Origin of the sequence: Amycolatopsis thermophila (assembly GCF_030814215.1) — a bacterium.
In the GTDB taxonomy this organism is placed as follows: domain Bacteria; phylum Actinomycetota; class Actinomycetes; order Mycobacteriales; family Pseudonocardiaceae; genus Amycolatopsis_E; species Amycolatopsis_E thermophila.
In genome coordinates this window covers 118,684-140,732 of sequence record NZ_JAUSUT010000001.1, presented here as the reverse complement: position 1 = coordinate 140,732, position 22,049 = coordinate 118,684, and the positions used below count along the sequence as shown (strand labels likewise).

Annotated in this window: 16 protein-coding genes; 12 read left to right on the top strand and 4 right to left on the bottom strand. The window is 73.8% G+C overall.

What is annotated here, in order from left to right:
- Window positions 1–63 precede the first annotated feature (63 nt).
- Window positions 64–990, top strand: a complete 927-nt coding sequence (locus tag FB470_RS00655; protein WP_306987845.1) for an SseB family protein — start codon at window positions 64–66, stop codon at window positions 988–990.
- 213 nt (window positions 991–1,203) lie between these two features.
- On the top strand, window positions 1,204–1,893 hold the full coding sequence (locus FB470_RS00650) for a hypothetical protein (RefSeq protein WP_306987844.1): 690 nt from the start codon (window positions 1,204–1,206) through the stop codon (window positions 1,891–1,893).
- 161 nt (window positions 1,894–2,054) lie between these two features.
- Here FB470_RS00650 and FB470_RS00645 read toward each other — a convergent pair whose 3' ends face one another.
- Window positions 2,055–3,737: a right-handed parallel beta-helix repeat-containing protein gene (locus tag FB470_RS00645; protein WP_306987842.1), complete on the bottom strand. Its 1,683-nt coding sequence runs from the start codon at window positions 3,735–3,737 to the stop codon at window positions 2,055–2,057.
- A gap of 64 nt (window positions 3,738–3,801) precedes the next feature.
- Between FB470_RS00645 and FB470_RS00640 the strand changes: the two genes are divergently transcribed.
- A complete protein-coding gene (locus FB470_RS00640; RefSeq protein ID WP_306987840.1) occupies window positions 3,802–4,689 on the top strand; it encodes an SseB family protein in 888 nt (295 codons plus the stop codon).
- 76 nt (window positions 4,690–4,765) lie between these two features.
- On the top strand, window positions 4,766–7,546 hold the full coding sequence (locus tag FB470_RS00635; RefSeq protein WP_306987838.1) for an AfsR/SARP family transcriptional regulator: 2,781 nt from the start codon (window positions 4,766–4,768) through the stop codon (window positions 7,544–7,546).
- 29 nt (window positions 7,547–7,575) lie between these two features.
- Here the strand turns inward: FB470_RS00635 and FB470_RS00630 are convergent, their stop codons facing one another.
- Entirely contained in the window at window positions 7,576–8,424 is an 849-nt protein-coding gene (locus FB470_RS00630) for a TIGR03564 family F420-dependent LLM class oxidoreductase (protein ID WP_306987836.1), read from the bottom strand.
- Window positions 8,425–8,516: 92 nt separating this feature from the next.
- On the opposite strand from FB470_RS00630, the gene FB470_RS00625 reads away from it, so the two are divergent.
- Both FB470_RS00625 and FB470_RS00620 read left to right on the top strand, forming a co-directional pair.
- A complete protein-coding gene (locus tag FB470_RS00625; RefSeq protein ID WP_306987834.1) occupies window positions 8,517–9,386 on the top strand; it encodes a LysR family transcriptional regulator in 870 nt (289 codons plus the stop codon).
- Between the two features lie 155 nt (window positions 9,387–9,541).
- Entirely contained in the window at window positions 9,542–12,802 is a 3,261-nt protein-coding gene (locus tag FB470_RS00620) for a BTAD domain-containing putative transcriptional regulator (protein WP_306987833.1), read from the top strand.
- A 438-nt stretch (window positions 12,803–13,240) separates the two neighbouring features.
- On the opposite strand, the gene FB470_RS00615 is transcribed toward FB470_RS00620, so the two are convergent.
- On the bottom strand, window positions 13,241–13,930 hold the full coding sequence (locus FB470_RS00615) for a helix-turn-helix transcriptional regulator (protein ID WP_306987832.1): 690 nt from the start codon (window positions 13,928–13,930) through the stop codon (window positions 13,241–13,243).
- Window positions 13,931–14,022: 92 nt separating this feature from the next.
- On the opposite strand from FB470_RS00615, the gene FB470_RS00610 reads away from it, so the two are divergent.
- From FB470_RS00610 to FB470_RS00595, 4 genes are all read left to right on the top strand, one after another.
- A complete protein-coding gene (locus tag FB470_RS00610; RefSeq protein ID WP_306987831.1) occupies window positions 14,023–16,428 on the top strand; it encodes an ATP-binding protein in 2,406 nt (801 codons plus the stop codon).
- Window positions 16,429–16,513: 85 nt separating this feature from the next.
- Window positions 16,514–16,972, top strand: a complete 459-nt coding sequence (locus FB470_RS00605; RefSeq protein ID WP_306987829.1) for a hypothetical protein — start codon at window positions 16,514–16,516, stop codon at window positions 16,970–16,972.
- Between the two features lie 22 nt (window positions 16,973–16,994).
- Window positions 16,995–17,606 carry an ESX secretion-associated protein EspG gene (locus tag FB470_RS00600; protein ID WP_306987828.1) on the top strand — a complete coding sequence of 204 codons (612 nt, stop codon included), beginning with the start codon at window positions 16,995–16,997 and terminating at the stop codon, window positions 17,604–17,606.
- Between the two features lie 26 nt (window positions 17,607–17,632).
- Window positions 17,633–18,097 carry an SRPBCC family protein gene (locus FB470_RS00595; protein WP_306987826.1) on the top strand — a complete coding sequence of 155 codons (465 nt, stop codon included), beginning with the start codon at window positions 17,633–17,635 and terminating at the stop codon, window positions 18,095–18,097.
- 499 nt (window positions 18,098–18,596) lie between these two features.
- On the opposite strand, the gene FB470_RS00590 is transcribed toward FB470_RS00595, so the two are convergent.
- Window positions 18,597–20,024, bottom strand: a complete 1,428-nt coding sequence (locus FB470_RS00590) for a bifunctional phosphatase PAP2/diacylglycerol kinase family protein (protein ID WP_306987824.1) — start codon at window positions 20,022–20,024, stop codon at window positions 18,597–18,599.
- Window positions 20,025–20,917: 893 nt separating this feature from the next.
- On the opposite strand from FB470_RS00590, the gene FB470_RS00585 reads away from it, so the two are divergent.
- Both FB470_RS00585 and FB470_RS00580 read left to right on the top strand, forming a co-directional pair.
- On the top strand, window positions 20,918–21,406 hold the full coding sequence (locus FB470_RS00585) for a GNAT family N-acetyltransferase (RefSeq protein WP_306987823.1): 489 nt from the start codon (window positions 20,918–20,920) through the stop codon (window positions 21,404–21,406).
- Entirely contained in the window at window positions 21,403–21,978 is a 576-nt protein-coding gene (locus tag FB470_RS00580; RefSeq protein WP_306987821.1) for a TetR/AcrR family transcriptional regulator, read from the top strand. Before FB470_RS00585 ends, FB470_RS00580 begins: the two co-directional genes overlap by 4 nt.
- The last annotated feature ends 71 nt before the right edge of the window (window positions 21,979–22,049 follow it).

Sequence of the window (22,049 nt, the reverse complement as noted above, 5' to 3'; positions counted from 1 at the left end):
CACCCGGGCTACCGTGGGACCCGACGCGTACCGCGGAGCGACGAGCAGAAGGAAGTGTCTGGAGTGGACTTTGAGTGGCGCCCGGCCAACGAGGTCGAGACCGGCATGCTGGCCGCGCTGCAGGAGGGCGACAGCCGGCGCTACGCCCAGTTGCTGAGCGACGCGGTGCTGTACGTGCCGTACGCGCCGGAGCCCGGCGACCCGTGGCCGCAGAGCCTGCCCATGCCCGAGGGCAACCACGTGGTGGTGTTCACCTCGGAGGAGTCGCTGGACTGGGCGCTCGGCGGGGTGGTCGACGGCTGGCGGGAGACCGGTGTCGCCGCGCTGCGGGAGATCCACCCCGACGACGCGCAGCTCGTGGTGAACCCGGGTGTGCCGATCGGCGTCTACCTGGTGCTCGGCGAGGTCGACGACCTGGCCGAGGGCCGTCAGGAGCTCGTCCCGGTCGCGGACGTCCAGGACGCGATGGTCGACGAGGTGCTGGCCGAGGTGCGCCGGCTGGCGCTGGCCGAGCTGGGCGGTGACGCCGACGCCGCCGCGGCGCTGCAGCCGGCCAACGAGCTGGAGGAGCGGCTGCGCGACGCGGTGTCCGAACTGGACTTCGACACGTTCCTGCTCGCCCTGATCGGCTCGGACGTGGTGCTGCCGCTCGCCGAACCGGTCGACGACCCGTCGCGGATCGAGGACGGCGACTTCCCGTGGCGGATCCTCGGTGATGACGAGGTCCCGGTGGTGCCGCTGTTCAGTTCCGAGCGGGTGGCCGATACCGTCGCCCCGGGCGGCGGTCCTCGCGTCACCGTGTCCTTTCTGGACGTTCTACTGAACTGGCCGGGCGAGGATCACGTGCTGTGCTTCAACCCGGGCACCAGCATGGAGCTGACCCTGCCGGGCAGCAGCGTGCCGGAACTGGTCACGGCGATCGCTGAGGCCGCGGCCACCGGGCGGCCCGCCACCGGCGAGGGCGGCGACGGCATCGCGGCGGGAGCCTGACATCGGCGCGCGGAACACCCGGCCGGCGCGGATCCTCGCCGACCCGGCCGAGCTGGACCTGCGCGGCGAAGATGACCGCCGGCCGCCGGCCGCGACCGGTCGCGGGAGGGCGCCCGCGACGGCGAACCGGCGGCGCGGGTGGCGGCGACTCGCGCCCTGGTGCGGCTGACCGGGGCGAGGGAGGCGCTCGCCGCCGTCTTGGCGGACGACCGAGTGCACCGATCCGCAGGCCGAGCGATCGAGGCGCTGGGCGAGGCGTACCCCGCCCACGCGGACCTGGTGGCGCGCCGTGAGCGGTCCGGCTGCTCGGCACGATCGAACTCCCGGTGCGGGACAGCATTTCCCCGCCGCTGCGGGCGCTGGCCGCCGCGTGCGGCATCCTCGGCATCACGCAAGCGGTTCCGGTGCTGCCGCGGGTCGTGGCGGGCCGCGGACGAACCGTCCTACCGGGAGCTGTGGGACATCGACCGGGTGCTGTTCCTCGCCGCGGCGCGCGCGGCCCGGGAGGTGGCCGCGGAGATCAAGAGCCGGACCGGCCCGTACCTGGACGCCGCGCACCCCGCGCTACGACGTGGCGGGCCGGGCGGGCACCGCGCTGGCGGCGCTCGCCGGAACCGATCCGGAACGGGCCTGGTCGAGGAGTTCTCCGTGGCCGCGCTCAGCACCGCCCGGGTCCGCGATTCGTCCTCTTCGGACAAGCTCGCCCAGCCGGCGAAGACGTTCGGCCTGGCGCTCCAGCTGCTTCCTTCGGGAACGTCAGCGGAACGGTTCCAGGGCTCGCACCCGCGCGCGACTCGCTGGGCTGAGCGCTACCGCGTTCACGGCGCGGCAGGGATGAACGCGACGTTGCGCCGTCATGGCGTGCCGGTGGTGGCCGGGAACCATCTCGGCGAGCTGGGGTGAAGGTCTACATCAAAAAACTCGGCCGCATCCCCGATGGTGGTGCGCCAAGGTTCCGGGCCGTGCCGGAAGCCGGGCCGACCAAACCCGCCTGGCCAGCACCGAGATCCTGCGCGACGTGAAAGCCGCCACTGCGCAGCCTTTCTGCGCGCACGCCCGGTTCGCTACCCGGTGCCGCGCACGGCGGCGAGCAGGTCGTCCAGCGTGAGGGTGCGCAGGTCGTCCCGCGAGGGCCGGTGCCCCAGCGACCGCAGCCGGGTGGACTGGGCCTTGCGCATGCGCTCCAGCAGCTTGCGCGCCTCACGCGCGTTGCCGAAGTTCTGGTCGCGCTCCATCTGCGTGAACCACTCCAGCAGCGCGATGTCCAGGTCCTCGCCGAGCAGGTAGTCGTCGCTGCGGGCCATGTGCAGGCTGATCGACACCAGTTCCTCGGGGCTGTAGTTCTCGAACTCCAGCGTCTTGCCGAACCGCGACGCCAGACCCGGGTTGGCGTCGAGGAACTTGTCCATCTCGTCGGTGTAGCCGGCGACGATGACCGCGACCTCGTCGCGGTGATCCTCCATCAGCTTCACCAGCGTGTCGATGGCCTCCTGGCCGAAGTCGGCGCCGCTGCCGCTGGACCGGGACAGCGTGTACGCCTCGTCGATGAACAGCACGCCGCCACGGGCTTCCTCGAACGCCGACGCCGCCTTTTCCGCGGTGTGACCGATGTACTGGCCGACCAGGTCCCGTCGGGACACTTCCTTGAACCGGCCGTTCGGCAGGATGCCCAGCGCCTTCAGCAGCTGCCCGTAGATGCGCGCGACCGTCGTCTTGCCGGTGCCGGGCGCGCCGGCGAACACCAGGTGGTTGCTGACCGTGCCGACGGACAGGCCCTCGCTGCGGCGCCACTCGTTGACCTGGATCTCGTCGATCAGCCCGCGCACCTCGGCCTTGACGCTGCCCAGGCCGATCATGCGGTCCAGCTCGCCGAGCAGTTTGTCGACGGTCTCCAGGTCCTGGTGGTTGCCGGTGGTCGCGACCGCACCGACCGGGACCCTGCCGCGGGACGGGTCGCCCTCCCGGACTTCGGCGCGCGCGCCGTCGGCGAGGTGGATGCCCGGGACGGCGGTGTTCTCGACGCGGCAGTCCTCGATCAGGCCGCCGCAGCCGCGGCCCACGCTGATCCCCACGCCCTGCGTGTCGTGCACCCAGCAGGTGCTGATCGTGGGCGAACTCTGGTCCGCCACCGCGACCCCGGCGTCGCCGGTCTGCGAGATGTCGCACCGGTCCAGCGCGGAATCGCCCGCCTGGTACATGTACACGCCGCGGAAGCCGCATCCGGCGATGGTGCTGTGCTGCACCTTGACGCGCGAGCCGAGCCGGATGATCACGCCGTCGTCGGCGATCTCGCGGATCTCGCACCGGTCGATCATGCCGTCGGACTCCTCGACGACGATCCCGTACTGCGCGCCGGTGACCTGCGTGTTGCGCACCTCGACGCGGTCGGCGCCGGCGACGTCGATCCCCGGCGCGAACCGCGCGGTGGCGGTGCAGTCGACGATCTTCACCTGGCCGCCGCGCACCCGGATCGCCGCGTGCTCCTCGCCGGTGAGTTTCAGCCCGATCAGCTCGACGCGGGCGTCGGTGACGGACACGACCGGCTGGTCGGGGAACGGTGAGCTGATCGTGACGCTGCCGGCCTCGCGGGCGGAGAGCGTCACGTGCTGGCGTGTGATCGTGATCGGCTCGGGATAGTCACCCGGGGCGATCGAGATGACCGCGCCCTCGTCGGCGGCTTCGAGCGCGTCGCGGATGGTGGGCAGGGCGCCGCGCTGGTCGGGGGCGACGAAGAGGGTGCGTGGCATGGCTTCCGTGGTTCGGACGACTAGGGTCTGCAGGACGAAAGGTACCCCAGAGAGGCAAGGACGCGTGGAACCTTCCTGGCAGCCGGGCAATGACTTGGAGCACGCACTGCAGGCGGCGATCGACGACGGCGACCCGCGGCGGTACGCGCGGCTGGTGCTGGACGGGTCCTTCTACGTCCCGGTCCTGCCCGAGCCGGGGACGCCCGAACGTGAGGAGTTGACGCGTCAACTCGGGTTGGGCGAGCGGGACCTGATCGTGTTCACCTCCGCCGCGGCACTCGGCCGCTTCCTCGGTCCCTACGCCCGTGGCCACCACCAGGCCGCGTTCGCCGACCTGGACGCCGACCGGCTGCTCATCGATCCGGGTCTGCCGATCGGCGCGGACCTGCCGGTCCCGGCGATCAGCGAGCTGGCCGGGGGTGGGCTGAGCACCGTGCCCGCCGCCGAGTTCCAGGGGGTGGTCGATGACGAGCTGCGCACGGTGGTCCGGCTGCTCGTGCTCGACGATTTCGCCGGGGAGCGGGAACCGCGCACCGACCTGCCGCCGTCCAACGCCTTGGAGGACGCACTCGCGGCGGCCGTCGCAAGCGGTGACGACAAGGCATTCCTGGAGGCATTGGTGACCGGTGAGGTGGTGGTGCCGACGACGGCACCGGTGCCGGTCACCGACCGGCCGGGGATCCCGCCGCTGCCGTGGCGCCTGGCCGGCACCGACGAGATCCCGGTGATCACCGCGTTCTCGTCGGTGGCGATGCTCGAAGAGGTCGCGGGCACGGACCACCACCACACCACCGACCTGATGTTCAACCTGTTCATCCGCTGGCCGGACGAACGGCACGTCCTCTGCTTCAACCCGGGGGCGGCCACCGAGGTGGTCCTGACCGGCCCCGCGGTGCTCGAGATGGTCGACCTGATCGCGGAGGACCTGTCCTCCGATGGAGGGACTTCCTAGCGCGTCCGGCCGGCTTTCTGGTTGTTTTCAGCCATGACCGGGCGTTGGCCCGCACGCGGAAAGGTGATGACGAGCTGTGCCCGAGACCCCGTCCCGCCCGGTGCGGTACCGGCTGCTGGGCCCGATCGAGGTGTCGGGTCCGGAGGGGACGGTGCGGCTGGGCGGGCCCAAGCAGCGTTCGGTGCTCGCGGCGCTCCTGCTCAACGCCGGGCGCGTCGTGCCGGACGAGCACCTGTTCTCCCTGGTCTGGGGTGCCGCGCCGCCCGCGACGGTGCGCGGTCAGGTGCAGGTGTACGTCTCCGAGCTGCGCAAGCTGATCGGCGGACCGGTGATCACGCGGCGCGCACCGGGGTACGTGATCGACGTCGGGCCGGGCGAGCTGGACCTGCACGAGTTCGACGACGCCGTGGCGCGGGCCCGGTCCGACCTCGACGCCGGCCGGGTCGGTGACGCGGCCGGGCGCCTGCGCGCCGCGCTGGACCTGTGGCACGGTCCCGCGCTGGGCGGCGTCACCCAGTCCCTGCTCGACCGCGAAGGTCCCGCGCTGGCGGAGAAACGCCTGAGCGCGCTGGAGGACTACTTCGACGCCGAGCTCGCCGCGGGACGGCACCGGTCGGTGGTCAGCGAGCTGCGGCAGGAGGCCGAGGACAACCCGTTCCGGGAACGCCTGCAGGCGCTGCTGATGCTGGCGCTGCACCGGTGCGGCCGCACGCCCGAGGCGCTGGAGGTCTACACCGCGGTGCGGTCGCGGCTCATCGACGAACTGGGCGTCGAGCCGGGGCCGCTGCTGCGGGAGACCCAGATGCGGTTGCTGCGCGACGAGCCCGAGGAGACCAGTCCCGTGCCCCGGCAGCTGCCGGGCGACGTGCCGCAGTTCGCCGGCCGGATCCGCGACCTCGCGCGCCTGGACGCCCTGTTGCCGTTGGACGGCAGCGGTGCGGGTCCGTCGGTGTCGGTGGCGGTCGTCAGCGGCGGTGCGGGCGTGGGCAAGTCCGCGTTCGCCGTCCACTGGGCGCACCGCGCGCGCGGGCACTTCCCGGACGGGCAGCTCTACGTCAACCTGCGTGGCTTCGATCCGGGCGCGTGCGCGATGAGCCCGGCCGAGGCGGTGCGGCGGTTCCTCGACGCGCTCGCCGTTCCCGCGCAACGGGTCCCGGTGAGCGTCGAGGCGCAGGTGAGCCTCTACCGCAGCCTGATCGCCGACAAGCGGGTGCTCGTCGTGCTGGACAACGCGCGCGACGCCGACCAGGTGCGGCCGCTGCTGCCCGGGGCGCCGGGCAGTTTCACGCTGGTGACGAGCCGGAACCAGCTGGCGAGCCTGGTCGCCGTCGAGGGCGCCGCGCCGGTGAGCCTGGATCTGCTGTCCGACACCGACGCCCGCGAACTGCTTGCCCGGCGGCTCGGCGCGGACCGGGTGGCCGCCGAGCCGGACGCGGTCGCGCAGATCAACACCCTGTGCGCGCGGTTGCCGCTGGCGCTGGCGATCGTGGCGGCGCGCGCGGCGACGAACCCGGGATTCACGCTGGCCGAGCTGGCCGCGGAACTGTGCGCCGCGCGCGGGGGACTGGACGCCTTCGAAGGTGGCGACGACGCCTCCGACGTGCGCGCCGTGTTCTCCTGGTCCTACCACGCGATCAGCGACGACGCGGCCCGGTTGTTCCGGTTCCTCGGCCTGCACCCGGGTCCGCACGTGACCACCGCGGCCGCGGCCAGCCTGCTGGGCACCGGGGTGCGTCAGGTGCGGCCGCTGCTGGGCGAGCTGACCCGCGCGCACCTGGTCGCCGAGCGCGCGCCCGGCCGTTACGCATTCCACGACCTGCTGCGCGCGTACGCGATCGAGCTGACGCACGAGGAGGACCCGGAGCCGGAGCGGACCGCGGCGGTGCGCCGCATGTACGACCACTACGTGCACACCGCGCACGCCGGGGCGGCGGCGCTGGCCCCGCAGCGCACCCGGATCGCGCTCGACCCGCCCGCGGCCGGTGTCACCGTCGATCCGCCCGCCGACGCCGCCGCCTGGTTCGCCACCGAGCACCCGGTGCTGGTCGCGGCGATCGACCGGGCCGCGGCGGCCGGGTTCGACGTGGCGGCGTGGCAGCTGGCGTGCGCGCTGAGCCACACGTTCGTCCGGCAGGGCAGGCACTGGCTCGGCGAGCCGCGGACGTACCGGACGGCGCTGGAGGCGGCGGAGCGGCTCGGCGATCCGGTGGCGCTGGCGCACAGCCACCGCGGGCTGGCGGTCATCTTCACCGCGCTGGGGCGGGACGAGGAGGCCCGCACGCAGCTGGAACGCGCCCTGGCGCTGTTCGAGGAACTGGGCGACCTGGGCAACCAGGCGGACGTGCGGCAGGGGCTGACCTGGGTTTGCGACCGGCTCGGGGACTACACCGAGGAGTACCGGCACGCGCGGCGGGCCCTGGAGTTGTTCCAGGCCGCGCGGAACCGGCTCGGGGAGGCGCTGGCGCTCAACAACGTCGGGTGGAGCTGCGCGCGGCTGGGGCGGTACGAGCAGGCGCTCGGGTACTGCCAGGAGTCGATCGCGCGGCAGGCCGAGCTGGGGAACCTGCTGGGCGAGGCGAACGCGTGGGACACCGTGGGGTACGCGCGGCAGTCGCTGGGACACCTCGACGAGGCGGTGCGCTGCTACGACAAGGCCGTGAGCATGTACCGCAGGCACGGAAGCCGCTACTACGAAGGCCGGTCGCTCAACCACCTCGGTGACGCCCACCAGGCGCGCGGTGACCTGCCGGCCGCGCGGCAGGCCTGGCAGGCGGCGGTGGCGTTGCTGGAAGAGCTGGGCTCGCCCGACGCGGACCGGATCCGCGCCAAACTCGACGGCGTGCTCTCCCAGCGCTGACCGGGCCGCGATCTGCCGCGGCCCACCGCTCACCGCGCCTCGAGCGCCACCTCCAGCAGGCGCTCCCGCGCGGTCAGCGGCGAGATGATCAGATCCGTCACCCCGGCGTCGCGAAAGCGGCGCAGCTCCCGCAGGACCTGGGCTTCGTCGCCGGCCACGACGGTGTCCGCGGGGCCGCGCAGACCACCCCGGTCGAGCACGGCCCGGTAGGCGGGCAGCTCGCCGACGATCGCGAAGTCGCGGGCGATCCGTTCCCGGGTAGCGTCCGGGTCGCCGGTGAGGGCGACCATCACCACCACCGCGACACGCTGGTTCTCCCCGAGCCGGGGGACCAGGTAACTCTCGACGGTGTCCGGCCGGAGCCACACCCCGATGGTCCCGTCGGCGAGATCCCGCGCGATCCCGAGCATGCGCGGCCCGAGCGCGGCGATCAGCACCGGCGGCGGGGGCGCCGTCACGGCCAGCTGGTGGTCGACGGTGAAGAACTCGCCGGAGTACTTGACGTGGTCGCCCCGCAGCAGCGGGCGAAGCACCTCCAGGTACTCCCGTGTGTGGCTCGCGGGTTTCGTGTACGGGATGCCCCACCATCCGGTGATCGCGTGCTCGTGGCTCGGGCCGATGCCGAGCGTCAGCCGGCCGCCGGTGAGGGCCTGCACGGTCAACGCCTCCGTGGCCATCACCACCGGGTGCCGCGGGTACGTCGGCACGACCGCGGTGCCGAGCTCGGGCGGGCCGTCGACGTGGGGCAGGAGGGCCAGGGGGTCCCATCCGCCGGGTTGCTGGTTGGTCCACGCGCTGTCGAGGTGACGTGCGGCGGCGGCTTCCCGGGGGAAGGCGTCCAGGGGGCCGGTGCTGGAGAGGTGGAGTCCGATGCGCATGCCCCGAGCTCAACACGATCATGGCCGCCGAACCAGCCCCGGTCCGCCCGCGCAGTAATAAGCTCGGCTGATCGTCGCTGATCGGAGGCGGAATGGAACTGCGGGCCCTGCGGTACTTCGTGACGGTCGCCGAAGAACTGCACTTCGGCCGGGCCGCGGACCGGCTCGCCATCGCGCAGCCGGCGGTCAGCCAGCAGGTGGCGCGCCTGGAGCGGGAGCTCGGCGTGCGGCTGCTGGACCGCTCGCCGCGCCACGTGCGCCTGACCGACGCCGGGCAACGCGTGCTGGATGCGGCGCGGGAGACGCTCGCGTCGGTGGACCGGGTGCGGATCGCCGCCGGGGGAGTGACCACGGTGCGCATCGGTACGGCGCCGGGCCTGACCCGCCGCCTGGAAAGCGGTGTCGAGGCGCTGCGGGTGGCGGGCACGTGGTTCGACGTGGTCCTGGTCGACCTGCCCGTCGCCGCGCGGTTGCGCGCCCTGCGGCGAGGGGACATCGACCTGGCGCTGGCCCGCGGCGGGGTCGCCGGAGCCGGCCTGAGCGTCCGGGAAGCCTGGACCGAACCACTGCACGCCGTCGTGTCCGTGCGGCACCCGCTGGCGTCCCGCGCGGCCCTGGCACCCGGCGACCTGGCCGGATCGGTGCTGCGCTTGCCGTCCCGCCGCTGCGACCCGCCTCTGCACGACGCCGTCCTCACGGCGCTCGACCAGGCGGGCGCGCGGCCGCGGCTGGGCCGTCCGGCGGCGAGCACCCAGGCGACCGTCGTCGAGGTCGGCGCGGATGCCGGCACTTGGGCGGTGCTGCCCGCCGAGCAGCTGGCGGACGCGCCGTCGACGCGCGTGCGGGTCATCCCGTTCGACCCGCCACTGACCGTGGCCGGCCAGGTGATCACCCGCGCCGATGACGGCACGCCCGGCCACTGCGCTGATGTGGTGGTGGAGGCGTTCCGCCACGTGGCGTGAGGGCGGGCGCGCCGGCTTCGCCGATCGACGCGACGGTCCCGCCGGTTCGAAGCGTTTTCGAAGCGGAGTTTGTAACTCTGTCGGAGTAACGCGGGAACGGCTGGGCGGATCGTGACGTCCCAGCTGTGAACGACGAGATCGGGGGCGGTGGACGGATGAGCGACGGTTCGCGGAGCCGCTTGGGGACGCTGGTCCAGGGCTTCCGCCGGCGCGCGGGCCTGACCCAGCGCGAGGTCGCCGACCTGGCCGGGCTGAGTGTCGCCGGCCTGCGTGACGTCGAGCAGGGCCGGGTCACCCGCCCGCGCGCGTCCACCTTGCGCAAGCTCGGCGACGTGCTCGCCCTGTCCCGTGTGGAGCTGGGCGAGCTGCTGCGCGAGGCGGGCAGTGAGCAGGCCACCGGGGGCGGTCTCCGCGTCGAGGTGCTCGGCCCGCTGCGCGTGCTCGCCGACGGCGTCCCCGTCGACCCGGGCTCGGAAACCCAGCGGACCTTGCTCGCGCTGCTCGCGTTGTCCCCGAACACGCCGGTCGGCCGGGACGCGCTCGTCGAGGCGATCTGGGGCGACCAGCCCGACCACGGCACGGTCGACCTCCTCCAGTCCCGCGTCTCCCGCCTGCGCCGCCGCTTGCAGGCCGACCCGGACAACGGGTCCATCCTGTCCACGCGCGGTGGCTACCAGCTGAAGGTCGCGGAGGGGCAGCACGACCTGCTCGTGTTCCGCCGTCTCGTCGCGCGTGCCCGCCACGTCCGCGAGGAGGGTGAGCTGACCGAGGCGTGCGGGCTGTTCGCCGAGGCCGTCGGCCTGTGGCGGGGCGAGCCGCTGGAAGGCCTGAGCGCGCTGGCGTCGCACCCGATCGTCGTCGCCCTGGTGCGGGAGTACCGCGCGGTGGTCGTCGAGTACGCCGGCGCCGCCAGCGACCTCGGCCGCTACCAGGAGGTCCTCCCGCTGCTCCAGCGCGTCGCCGAGGCCGACCCGCTGCACGAGGCGGTCCACGCGCGGCTGATGATCGCGCTGGCCGGCAGCGGTCAGCAGGCCGCCGCGCTCGACGTGTTCGACACCCTGCGCCGCCGCCTCGCGACCGAGCTCGGCGCCGACCCCGGCCCCGAACTGGCCACCGCCTACCAGCGCGTGCTGCGCCAGGAGGTCGCGCGGCCGGAGTTCGCCCCGGTCAGCGCCCACCGCCAGCTGCCGCTGGACACCGCCGACTTCAGCGGTCGCGAGGCCGAACTGACCACCCTGCGCGACGGGCTTCGCGCGATCGACGGCGGGACCGCGGTCGGCATCGCGCTGATCGAGGGCATGGCGGGCGTCGGCAAGACCCGGCTCGCCGTGCACGTCGCGCACCAGCTGCTGGCCGAGGGCCGCTACGGCGACTGCCAGCTCTACGTCGACCTGCGCGGGCACTCCGACCAGCCGCCCGCCGACCCGGCCGCGGTGCTCGCGTCGTTCCTGCGCCTGCTCGGGGTGCCCGGCGACCAGATCCCGCCGAGCCTCGACGAACGCGCGTCGCTCTACCGCGACCGCGTCTACGGGCGGGATGTGCTGGTGTTGCTGGACAACGCGGCCAGCGAGGACCAGATCCTGCCGCTGCTGCCGGCCGGCCCGACGAACCTCGTGCTCGTCACCAGCCGCCGCGCGCTCGCCCTGGACGGGGCGCGCACCCTGCCGCTGGACGTGTTCACCCCGGCCGAGGCGCGTGAGCTACTGGTGCGGGTCGTCGGCGCGAAGCGCGTGGAGAGCGAGCCGGAGGCCGCCCGCCGGGTCGTCGAACTGTGCGGGTGGCTGCCGATGGCGGTCGCGCTCGCGGCGCGCCGCCTGCAGTCCCGTCCCACGTGGACAGTCGCGGACCTGGCGGTGCGCCTCGCGGAGACGGGCGACCGCCTCGACGAGCTGGCCGCGGGCAGCCGCCGCCTGCGGGCGGTGTTCGAATTGTCCTACCAGGCACTGGAAACCGAGGAGCGACGCCTGTTCCGGTTGCTGGGCCTGCATCCCGGCGCGGACTTCACGCCCGAGTCGGTCGGCGCGCTGGCCGGGCTGACCCCGGCGCGGGCGCGGTGGCTGCTCGACCGGCTCGTGGACGAGAACCTGGTCACCGTCGTGACGCGCGACCGGTACCGGCTGCACAACCTGCTCGCCGAGTACGCGCGGGGGCTGGCCCGCGACAGCGAGCCGGAGCCCGCGCGCCGCGCCGCGATCACGCGCGTCCTCGACTTCTACCTGCACACAGCGGCCCGCGCCACGTACCTGATCTACCCGGCCAAGGGGATCGACCTGGCCGGCGCGGCGCCGGTGCACGGGCCGGTGCTGGCCGACCGCGAGGCGGCGAAGCGCTGGCTGGAGGCCGAGCGGCCGTGCCTGATCGCCGCGGTCGGCCTGGCCGCCGAGCAGGGCTGGCCGACGCACGCCTGGCAGCTGACCCGGTGCCTGCGCGCGTACCTGTACCTCTACGGCTACAGCCACGACCACGACTGGGTGCACACCCACGAAGCGGCGCTGGCGGCGGCGACGGCGGCGCACGACAAGGTCGGCGAGGCCCACACCCGTTCCGATCTCGCGGCGGCCTACCTGCACCACGGCCGCGCCGCCGACGCGCGCGAGCACTTCCGGCGCGCCATCGAACTGCACCGGGACAACGGCGAGCGCGACCTGGAAGCGAGTTCGCTCAGCGCGCTGGGTGTGCTCTGCCACCGCGCGGGGGAGTTCTCCGAGGCGCTGGGGTTGTTCCGGGCGGCCGCGGCCCGGTCGGCGGGCGAGCCGCGGCTGGACGGCGCTGTCGCCGCGAACCTCGGTGCCACGCTCGCGGTTCTGGGACGGCTCGACGACGCCGTGGACCAGTACCGGCACGCGCTGGTGCTGGCGCGGCGGACCGGTGATCCGGACGGGGAAAGCGGAGCGCTGGCCGATCTCGGCGACGTGTGGCGGCGGCTGGGCCGGCACCGCGAGGCGGTCGAGCACCTCAAGGCGGCGGTCGAACTGGCCGAGGCGCACGCGCTGGAGCCGCGGATCGCCTACGCGCGGCACCGGCTCGGCAACACCTATCGCGAGACCGGCCGGTTCGACGACGCGCTCGCGAACCTGAACGAGGCGCTGCGGATCGTGCGGGCGGTCAGTGGTCCCGCCACGGAGAGCGAAGTGCTGATCGACTTCGGCGGCGTGCACCGCGACATCGGGGACCTGCTGACGGCCGCCGACCTGGCCGAGGCCGGCCTGCGGGTGGCGATCAACCGTGGCGAGCGGTACCAGCAGGCGCGGGCGTTGAACGAGCTGGCGGAACTGCACCGGTGCGCCGCCCGGGCCGGTCTGGCGCAGGACTACTGGCGCCGGGCGTACACCCTGTTCGACGAAATGGGCACGCCGGAAGCCGAGGAGCTGCGCGACTTCACCGGGGATCCCTGGCGCGCGCCGTCGGTCGCCTGAGGCGCACGACTCCCGGGGCGACCATCGCACGCTCCGGGCTCGGTGGGCACGCCGAGGCGCCGCCTCGCCTCGGTGTGCCCGCTGCGTTTCTTGGCTGGGTTTCGTGGCTTGGGGGTACGTGGTCGCGTTCGGGTTCGCGGGGGCGCGGGTGGGTGCGTTCGCGGGTGCGTTTAGGTTCGCGGGCGGGGATGTTCGCGTTTGCCGGTGCCGGTGCCGGTGGGGGTTGTGTCCGCGCGTGCTTGAGTGGTGGGGCGGCGGCCGCACGGTTGGTCCGTTGGTGCTCGCGGGTGTGGGTGGACGGTTCGTTCGGGTCTCGCGATTGGACTATCGGCGGCTCGCCCGCAATCTGAATGGTCCGTTCACGGTGTCGGTGTTGGTCCAGCCACCGCCGCCCGCAACCGCCACCGCCGCGCCACCGTCCCCGGCCGCAGCCGGCGGTCAGATCAACCCGTTGCGCAGCGCGTACGAAACCGCGTGCGTGCGGTTCCGCAAGCCGAGCCTGCTGGTCAGGTTGTGCAGGATGTTCTTGACCGTCCGCTCCGAATAGGACATTTCGGCGGCGATCTCGGCCGTGTCCTGCCCGTCCGCGAGCCGGCGCAGTACTTCGGTTTCCCGGCGGGACAACCCGTTCAGCATCAGCTCGCGCGGGGCGAGCACGTCGCGTTGGAGGCGGGCCAGCCCGTGCAGCACCTGGCCCAGCAATTCGGCCGGGAGGTGCCCGTGACCCTGGTGCGCGTCGGCGATGGCGCGGAGCACCCGGGCCGTCGTGAGCTCCGCGCGCGGGATCAGGACGACCAGCCCCTGCTCGATCGCGGTCCACAGTTCCGCCGGCCGCGGCGCGCCGGTGATCAGCACCAGCCGGGCGTTCGTCGGGGCGTCGGCGACCAGCGCGGGCAGCTCGGTGGCTGACTCGGTGATCGCGACCACCACATCGGCCGACGCGGGCGAACCGGCGACGACGTGGATGCCCGGTTTGCCCTGGATCTCACTGAGCAGGCCGGCGCGCAGGAACACGTCGTCGGCCAGCACCGCGACCCGGACGACCGCCCGGTCGGCGGCCGGAACGGCGTGCAGACGGGTGGCGGGCCGGGCGCCGGGGAGTTCCCGCGAAGCGGTGCTGAACGCCATGGGACCACTCAACCGTACCTGACCCGCCGGTAACCAGGCGGAAGGACCGGCAGGTTTCCCGCGTTCAACTCCTGCCGGTTTAATGGGTCGCGGTGAGTGAGACGCTGGACGTAGGGTCGCCGGGGGAAGATCCGACCTTCGGCGAGCTGGTGCTACGTCACCGCCGCGCCGCCCGCCTCACCCAGGCCGATCTCGCGGCTGCCTCCGGGGTCAGCGTCCGCGCCCTGTCCGACCTGGAGCGCGGCCGGGCCCGCGCCGCCCAGCGCCGGTCCACCGAAGCGCTCGCCGACGCCCTCGGGCTGGCCGGTGCGGCGCGCGACGACTTCCTCGCCGCCGCCCGCGACGGCCGCCGCCGCAAGCCGAAGCCGTCCGCGACGTTCGCCGGTCCACCGCCGCCCGCCGTGCCGGACCTGGTCGGCCGCGGTCCCGAACTGGACGTGTTGCGGCGCGCGGCCGCCGACGCGCCGACCACCCCGAGCGGTGTCGTCGTCTCGCTGGTCGGTCACCCCGGCGTGGGCAAGACCGCGCTGGCGCGCACGGCCGCGCACCTGCTGGCCGGCGAGTTCCCGGACGGCTTCCTGTCGGTCGACCTGCGGGGCATGGACGACCAGCCGCTCCCGCCCCGCGCGGCGCTGGACATCCTGCTGCGCGGGCTGAACGTGCCGCCAGGGGACATCCCGGCGACGGTGACCGAGCAGTCCGCGCTGTTCCGCTCGCTGCTGGCCGGCCGCCGCGTGCTGGTCCTGCTCGACAACGCGGCCGACGAGGCCCAGGTCCGTCCCCTGATGGCGGCGGCGACCGGCTGCCTGACCCTGATCACCTGCCGCCGCGCGCTGGCCGGCCTGGAGTCGGCCCGCTGGGTGTGGTTGCGGCCGCTGGAGACCGCGGACGCCTCCGCGCTCGTCGCCGCGATCGCGGGCCCGGACCGGGTGCACGCGGAACCGTCGGCGGCCGCGGAACTGGCCGAACTGTGCGGAAACCTGCCGCTCGCGGTGCGGATCGCGGGCAACCGGCTGGCCACGCGGCCGCACTGGAGCATCGCCTACCTCGTCGACCAGCTGCGGGACGAGAGCACGCGCCTGGCCGCCCTGTCGGCGGGCGATCTGCGGGTGCGGTCGGCGTTCGAGATGTCCCACCGGCGGCTGTCCCCGGCCGCGCGGCTGGTGTTCCGCCGCCTCGCGGTGATCCCCGGACCGGACTTCGGTGCCGAGCTCGCGGCCGTCGCCACCGGCATGGCCGTCCCCGACGTGCGGGCGCACATCGACGAACTGGTCGACGCGAACCTCCTGCAGGCGGGCGGGGTTCCCGGCCGCTACACCTACCACGACCTGATCCGCCTGTTCGCCCGCGAGCGGCTGGCGGCCGAGGAGGACGCGGCCGAGTCGGCGGCCGCGGTGTGCGCGGTGGTGGACCACCTGCTGGACACCGGGATCGAGGCCGGACGGCTGTTCTTCCCGGACGCGCTGCGGGAGTCGGTGGAGGCGAGCCGGTTCGCCTCGCGTGATCAGGCCTCGGCCTGGCTCGACGCGGAGGCGGCGAACTGGCGTGCCGCGCAACGGATGGCGCTCGACCACGGCAAGTACCGGCAGGTGGTGGACCTGGCCAGGGCGCTGCACTGGTTCTCCGACGGGCGCATCCAGCAGCTGCCGTGGGACGAGGTGTTCGCGCTCGGCGTCGACGCGGCGCGGGCGCTGGGCAGCCGCGGCGACGAGGCCGTGCTGCTCAACTTCCTCGGCTGGGCGCGCTACTACTGCCTGGGCGACAACGAAGGCGGTCGCGCCGCGCACCGCGAGGCGCTCGAGATCGCCACCGAGATCGGCGACCGGCGCGAGCAGACCTGGGCGCTGGCCTACCTCGGCTCGGTGCTGCTGCGGCTGGGCCGCCCCGAGGAGGCGCTGGACCACGTCGAGCGGGCGGTCGGGCTGGCCGACATGGACTTCTGGATGGGCCAGGGCTCGATCCGCAACGTGCTCGGGAAGGTCCTGTGCGCGGTGGGGCGCCCGGGGGAGGCGCTGCTGGTGCACCGCGAGGTGCTCGCCGACACCGAGCGCTACCGCGATGACGCCAACTCGTTCACCTACCGGTTCTTCCGCGCGCTCACGTTCCAGTTGCTCGGCACGGCGCTGACCGCGACCGGGGACTGGCCGGGCGGTGCCGGTGCCTTCCACACCGCGCGGACCCTGTTCGACGAAGGCGGTTTCCGCGTGGCGGGGGCGGAATGCGCGGTGCAGGAGGGCGCCGCGTGGCGGGAGGCCGGCCGGCTCGGGATGGCCGAAGCCTGCCTGCGCGCGGCGCTGGACGTGTTCACCCCGGTCCTCACGCGCTGGCAGCGGGCTCAGGCGCTGGGGGAGCTGGCACTGGTGGCTGATGCCGGCAGGCAGGACGCCGCGGCGGGGGAGTACCGCCGCGAGGCGCTGGCGGTGTGCGAAGACCTGGGCACCGAGGCCGCGCTGAGCCTGGCGAAACGCCTCGTCGCCGGACCGGGCGGGCAAAGTTGACAGTCCGAACGGGCATGTCACACCGCTGACGCTGGTGCGGTCCGCTCACGCCGGGTTCACTGACGGTGATCTCGGAGGGAGCGGCGTGCAGAACTGGGCGGCGCGCAGTCACCGTGAGCTGGCCGACGCGGTGCGGTGCGCGGAGGGGCCCATCGCGGCGGCGGCGCGTGCGGCCATGCCCGAGCCGGTCGACTTCGACCTCGACGCGACCCTCACGCGGCTGTTCGGCAAGGGCGGCACGGGCGGGCCCGCGGAGGCGGCCGCCGACCTGCGCGCCGGGTGCGAGCGGGCCCGCGCCGCGCACGAGCGGGCCGTGCGGGTCGTGGCGGCGATGACAGCCGCGTTCGGAGATCACGACGTCCGGCGGAGCGATCCGCCGGTCCCGTCCGCGCCCGTGATCACCGGGGCCGCGGACAGCGCCACCCATCGGCCGGGTGCGGCGAACTCGCCCCGGCTGCCCGGCACGTGGACCACCGGCCCGGCGATCCCGGGTTCCGGTGGTCCCCCGTGCGGCGCGGGCTGCGCCGCGTCCGGTCGCGGCTGAGATGTGGTGCCCGCCCGATTTCGTGCTGTCCACGCACGAGTTCGACCTGCTGTGGGGCGACCTCGGCCTGCCGGCGATGCCGTACCCGCTGCAGGTTCCCAGCACCGGCCGGACGTTCGCCGAGCGGGCCCTGCTGACCGTCGAGGTGTACCGCGAACTGGCCGATCGCTGTCCGGCCACCGGGCGCCGGCTCGATTCCCGGCTGGAAGCGCTGCTGGCGGGTCCGGAGGTGTCGGTCGACGCGGTCGGGCACATCGGTTACCCGGTCCGCGCCCTCGCGGCGGCGGACGGCCGCACCGGCGTGCTGGCGGTGCTCGCCGGCGGCGAGGTGTGGCTGACCGGGATCCCGCCGAGCGCGCTGGTGCAGCGGATCATGGCTGTCTTCCCGCCCGGCGCCGCCGGCGTCGGGCCCGGTTCGCCCGGGAACCGTTGCGGCGGTGGGCAGATCGGCGTGCTCAACGGCGGTCGACCGTCCACAGTGGTCGCCTGGTTCGACACCCCGCAAGGCCGCTACCTGCTGGCTCGCCGAGCCGGTGGCGTCACCCTGACCCCCGCCGAAGACTCCGACCTGGTCCGGCGTGTCGAGGACCTGGTCGACAGGGGTGCGGGCAAGATACATGCAGTCGGTATGTAGCTGTGCCACGAGGGTGTGAGGTGGACATGACGGAGCCCGACGCGACGGGCCGGATCGAGATCGGCGCCGAGCCGGGGCGCGTGTACGGGTTGGTGAGCGATCCGCGGGTGCTCGCGGAACTGGCCGAGGAGTACAGCGGTTTCCGCTGGCTCGGCGGCGCTTCCGGGGCACGGGTGGGTGCGCGGTTCCGCGGGGTCAACCGCCGCGGGGTGCGGCGGTGGAGCACCGTCAGCACGATCACCGACGCCGACGCGGGGAAGCGGTTCGCCTTCGAGGTGCGCTCGCTGGGCATCCCGGTGTCGCGGTGGCAGTACGACATCGAACCGGCCGGCGAGGGCTGCGTCGTCACCGAGAGCACCTGGGACAAGCGCCCCGGCTGGTTCCGCGGGCCCAGCTCGCTGGTGACCGGGGTGTGGCGGCGCAACGACAGCAACCGGGCGAACATCGCCACGACGCTCCGTAGGCTGAAGGCCCGGGCCGAGCAGTCCTGACCCACGCCGCCACTCAACCGCTGGAGCTCACGTCCCACCCGAGCGCCGCGCGACCCCGGCTTCGACGTCGCCCCGGCCCGGTCGCTGCCTGCTCGAGCCAGATTGACCAGTTGAGCGCAAGGTCGAAGGTCAGGACTCCCGCTTCGTTGACGATGCGCAGCTCCACCCGCGCGGTGCAGGGGTTCGTGGCGAGGGGCCTGAACACCCACGGGAATCCCGGCCGCGTGCGGCGCCCGGCGCAGCGGGTGGAACGGTTCGGCGGGCCGAGGTTCGTCGAGGGGGTAGCCCGTTTCCGCGTCGCAGCAGACGGTTTCGACGTCCACCCAGCGGCTCGGAGAAGCCGGGCGCGAACATCGCGTCGACGGCCATCGCGGCGAGCCGCGAGCTGGTCGTCCACTTCGTCCGGCAGTACTGCCGACGACGGCGCTGACGTCCTCGCGGCGGCGAGCGTCAAACCCCATCCGGCGAAGCCCGGCCGTGAATATCGATGAAACGCCGGTCAGCGGTAGACGACCAGCGCGCCGCGGCGTTTGCGCAGCGTGACATCGGGCGGGACGTGTGTCACTTCGCCGTCCAGTGCGAGGTCGAGCCGTCCGCTCGGGGCGCGGACGGTCAGCTGCGGCGCGGCCGGCCGGTCCTGGTACGGCGTGCACCAGCGGAGGGTGCCGGTGAGCACGGCGAGGACCAGGCGCGTACGGGCCCAGGGGCGTTCGGCGTAGACGGTGCGGATGTCCAGCAGCCCGTCGTCCAGGCTGCGCCGGTAGGTCGGGGCGAACCCGCGCGGCCGGTAGGCCCCGTTGCCCGCGAAGATCATCCACACCTTGCGCGGCTCGCCGTTCACCACGAGGTCCTGGGGTTTCGCGCGGCGCAGCACGTGTACCAGGCCGACCAGCATCGCGGGCCACTTGCCGATCCGCTTCTCCCACTTCTCGCGGTAGCGGACCAGGTCGGTGTAGAGGCCGGTGCTGCAGGTGTTGACGAAGACCTGGCTGTCGACGCTGCCGAGGTCGATGCGCACCGCGGCGCCCTTGCGCAGGGCCGTGATCGCGTCGTCCGGGGTTTCGACGCCGAGGTCGCGGGCGAAGTGGTTGAGCGTGCCCGCGGGGAGGACGAGGAGGGGGACGTCGTGGTCGGCGGCGGTGCGGGCGGCGGCGTTGATGGTGCCGTCCCCGCCGGCGACGCCCAGGACGCGGCACGTGCGGGCCGCTTCGGTGAGCGCGTCCTCGAGGTCCTCGCCGTCGTCCAGTTCGACGATCTTGGCCTGGGGGAGCTCGTTGCCGACGCGGTCGAGGACCGCGGCGTTGGCGCTGCCCGCGGACGGGTTGACCACGAGGACGAGCCCCTCGCCGGTGGGCAGGGCGGGAGCCGGGTGGGGTTCGGCCCGTGCGGGGCCGGCCGGGGTGCGCGGCCACCACGACAGCGTGATCGCGGCCGCGCCGAAGCCGAGTCCGATGCCGGCGAGCACGTCCGACGGGTAGTGGGCACCGGTGACGACGCGGGAGGTCGCGACCCCGGCGGCCAGCGCGCCCACCGGCGCGGCGAGCGCGGGCCACTCCAGGGCGACGCCCGCGGTGAAGGCCGCGGCGGAGGCGGAATGCCCCGACGGGAACGACGTCGTCCACGGTGCCCGGCGGAGCTGGCGAACCGGCGGGATGCCCACGGTCGACGGACGGGCGCGGCGGATGACGCGCTTGCTCAGACCGTTGGCGGTCGCGCTGGCGATGCCGAGGGCGAGCATGCCGCGCAAGGCAGCCCGCCTCGCGCGGCGATTGCGCGTCGCGGCGAGCGTGCCACTCACGGCCCACCACAACCCGCCGTAGTTCGCCGACCGGCCCAGGCGTGGCAACACCCGGTCCAGGAGAACGGAATCGGTCGCCGCCACGCGGGCGAACAGTTGCCGGTCCGCACGGGACACCCATCGCCGCATGGGGGCCAGTCTAGGCCGAGCGCGGTCCCGGGCCCGGGTTCGGCAGGCGGCGTGCCGGGTCGGGTGGGGCCAATGAGCTGGCGGGCAAGGATTTTTCGCTACCTGCGGCCGGCAACCGCCAGCCGACCGGGGCCTCCCCAGACCTCCCGGCGCCCGGCAACGCGAGGCGGGCCCACGAGGCTTCCCGGCGCCTGGCAACGCTAGGCGACGGTGGGGCGCCCAGAGCTTCCGGCGCCCGGCGACGCACGGCGGGTCCCACGAGACTTCTTGGCGCCTGGCAAGGCGAGGCGGGCCCACGAGACTTCCCGGCGGCCGACGACGCGAGGCGAGGTGCGGCCCCACTAGGCCTCCCCCGCACCCCCAGGCGCCCGGCGACGCGAGGCGAGGTGCGACGTCCCCAGACCTCCCCCGCCCCCGATCCCCAGCCCGCCTTTGGTCGCCGACCAGGCGTGTCAAGGTACTCTTTCCCGCCTTGACACGCCTGCTCGGCGACCGAAACCCTCCACCCGGAGGGGGCGGGGGAGGTCGGCACCCAAGGCGACCACTGGGCGCCGCAGGCGCCCTGCCGCGAAGCGGCGGGAAAAGATCAAAAGAATGTCCTCGCCGGACGGGCAGGCTCCGGGATGACCGGGGAGCGTTGTCGGGTCGCCTTGGGTGGGTGGTCGCTGGGTGGCCATCCCGTCGCCTGCATTGAGGCCTATCACTGTGAGCCAGGCCCGCAAGCTTGGCATGTCATCTCGCGCGGGTGCCGGGGGTGCGGGCCTGGCTCACAGTGATGTGACGGCCTCAGGCGACGGGATGACCACCCAGCTCTCTTTGGGGCAGGGCGCTTCCGCGCCGCTGGATCGCCGTCTTCCCTTGCCAGCCGCGCTGCGGCGGAGTACACCGGAGCTATGACGACTGTCATAACGCTCCGCGAGCTGGGCGCCACCGCGGCCGAGGACGTCGCCGCTGTGGTCCTCGCCTGCTCGCCGGGCACCTTGCAGCGCCGGTTCTTCCTGCCGGGCCGGCCGGATCCGTGGGACGTTCTCGCACGGTATCGGCGCTACCTCCTCGCCGGGCCGCCACACGGGGTGGCGCTCGTCGCCGTGCGTGGGCGCGCCGCGGTGGGCCTGCTGAACCTGGTGGCCGCCGAGGCGCGGGTGGCCGAACTCGGCATCATGGTGGCCGACCCGTGGCAACGGCAGGGCATCGCGACGGGCCTCGCCGCGTGGTTGCGGACCTCCGGGCGCTGGCAGGGGTGGACGGTGCGCGCGGTGACACAGGCGGACAACCTCGCGGCCAGAGCCTTGTTGCGGCGCCAGGGTTTCCGCGCCCGGCACGGCCTGGACCACGGCGAGTACCACTACGAACTGACGATGCCGGCACCGGAGGTCGCATGAACCACAGCCCACGGGAACGCATGGTGTACAGCGCCGCGCAGCTCATCCGCACCCAGGGGGTGAGCGGTACGGGCATGCGCGAGGTGGTCGAGCACGCGTCGGCGCCGCGGGGGTCCCTCCAGCACTACTTCCCGGGTGGCAAGGACCAGCTGGTGCGCGAGGCGGTCACGTGGGCGGGGAGTTTCGCGGCGGCCCGGGTGAAACGTTGTGCCCAGCAGGCTCCGACGCCGTCCGGCCTGTTCGCGGGCATGGTCGGCCAGTGGCGGGACCAGTTCCGCGAGGACGGGTTCGCCGCCGGGTGCCCGCTCGTCGCCACCACCGCGGACGTCGTGGCGGCCAATGAAAAGCTCCGCGACGCCGTGAAGGACGGGTTCGAGACGTGGCTCGAGCCGGTCGCGGAGAGCCTGCGCGGCATGGGCGTTCCGGAGGAGCGGTGCCGGACGCTGGCGCTGCTGATGATCAGCTCGCTGGAGGGGGCGATCGTCCTCGCGCGGGCCCAGGAGGACGTCGCCCCGCTCGATGCGGTCGTCCACGAGCTGGGGCCGCTCCTGGACGCGGCGGTCCGCGCCTGACCGTGGACCACTGTGGACAGACCACTGACGGGTGAAAACCGCGCCGGGGAGTTTGCCGCGCGCCCGCGCCA

Excerpts from the sequence above, each read along its gene's own strand:
- FB470_RS00645 (WP_306987842.1), bottom strand. The coding sequence starts at position 3,737 with ATGCCACGCACCCTCTTCGTCGCCCCCGACCAGCGCGGCGCCCTGCCC.
- FB470_RS00630 (WP_306987836.1), bottom strand. The coding sequence starts at position 8,424 with ATGCGCATCGGACTCCACCTCTCCAGCACCGGCCCCCTGGACGCCTTC.
- FB470_RS00625 (WP_306987834.1), top strand. The coding sequence starts at position 8,517 with ATGGAACTGCGGGCCCTGCGGTACTTCGTGACGGTCGCCGAAGAACTG.
- FB470_RS00620 (WP_306987833.1), top strand. The coding sequence starts at position 9,542 with ATGAGCGACGGTTCGCGGAGCCGCTTGGGGACGCTGGTCCAGGGCTTC.
- FB470_RS00615 (WP_306987832.1), bottom strand. The coding sequence starts at position 13,930 with ATGGCGTTCAGCACCGCTTCGCGGGAACTCCCCGGCGCCCGGCCCGCC.
- FB470_RS00595 (WP_306987826.1), top strand. The coding sequence starts at position 17,633 with ATGACGGAGCCCGACGCGACGGGCCGGATCGAGATCGGCGCCGAGCCG.
- FB470_RS00590 (WP_306987824.1), bottom strand. The coding sequence starts at position 20,024 with ATGCGGCGATGGGTGTCCCGTGCGGACCGGCAACTGTTCGCCCGCGTG.
- FB470_RS00585 (WP_306987823.1), top strand. The coding sequence starts at position 20,918 with ATGACGACTGTCATAACGCTCCGCGAGCTGGGCGCCACCGCGGCCGAG.
- FB470_RS00580 (WP_306987821.1), top strand. The coding sequence starts at position 21,403 with ATGAACCACAGCCCACGGGAACGCATGGTGTACAGCGCCGCGCAGCTC.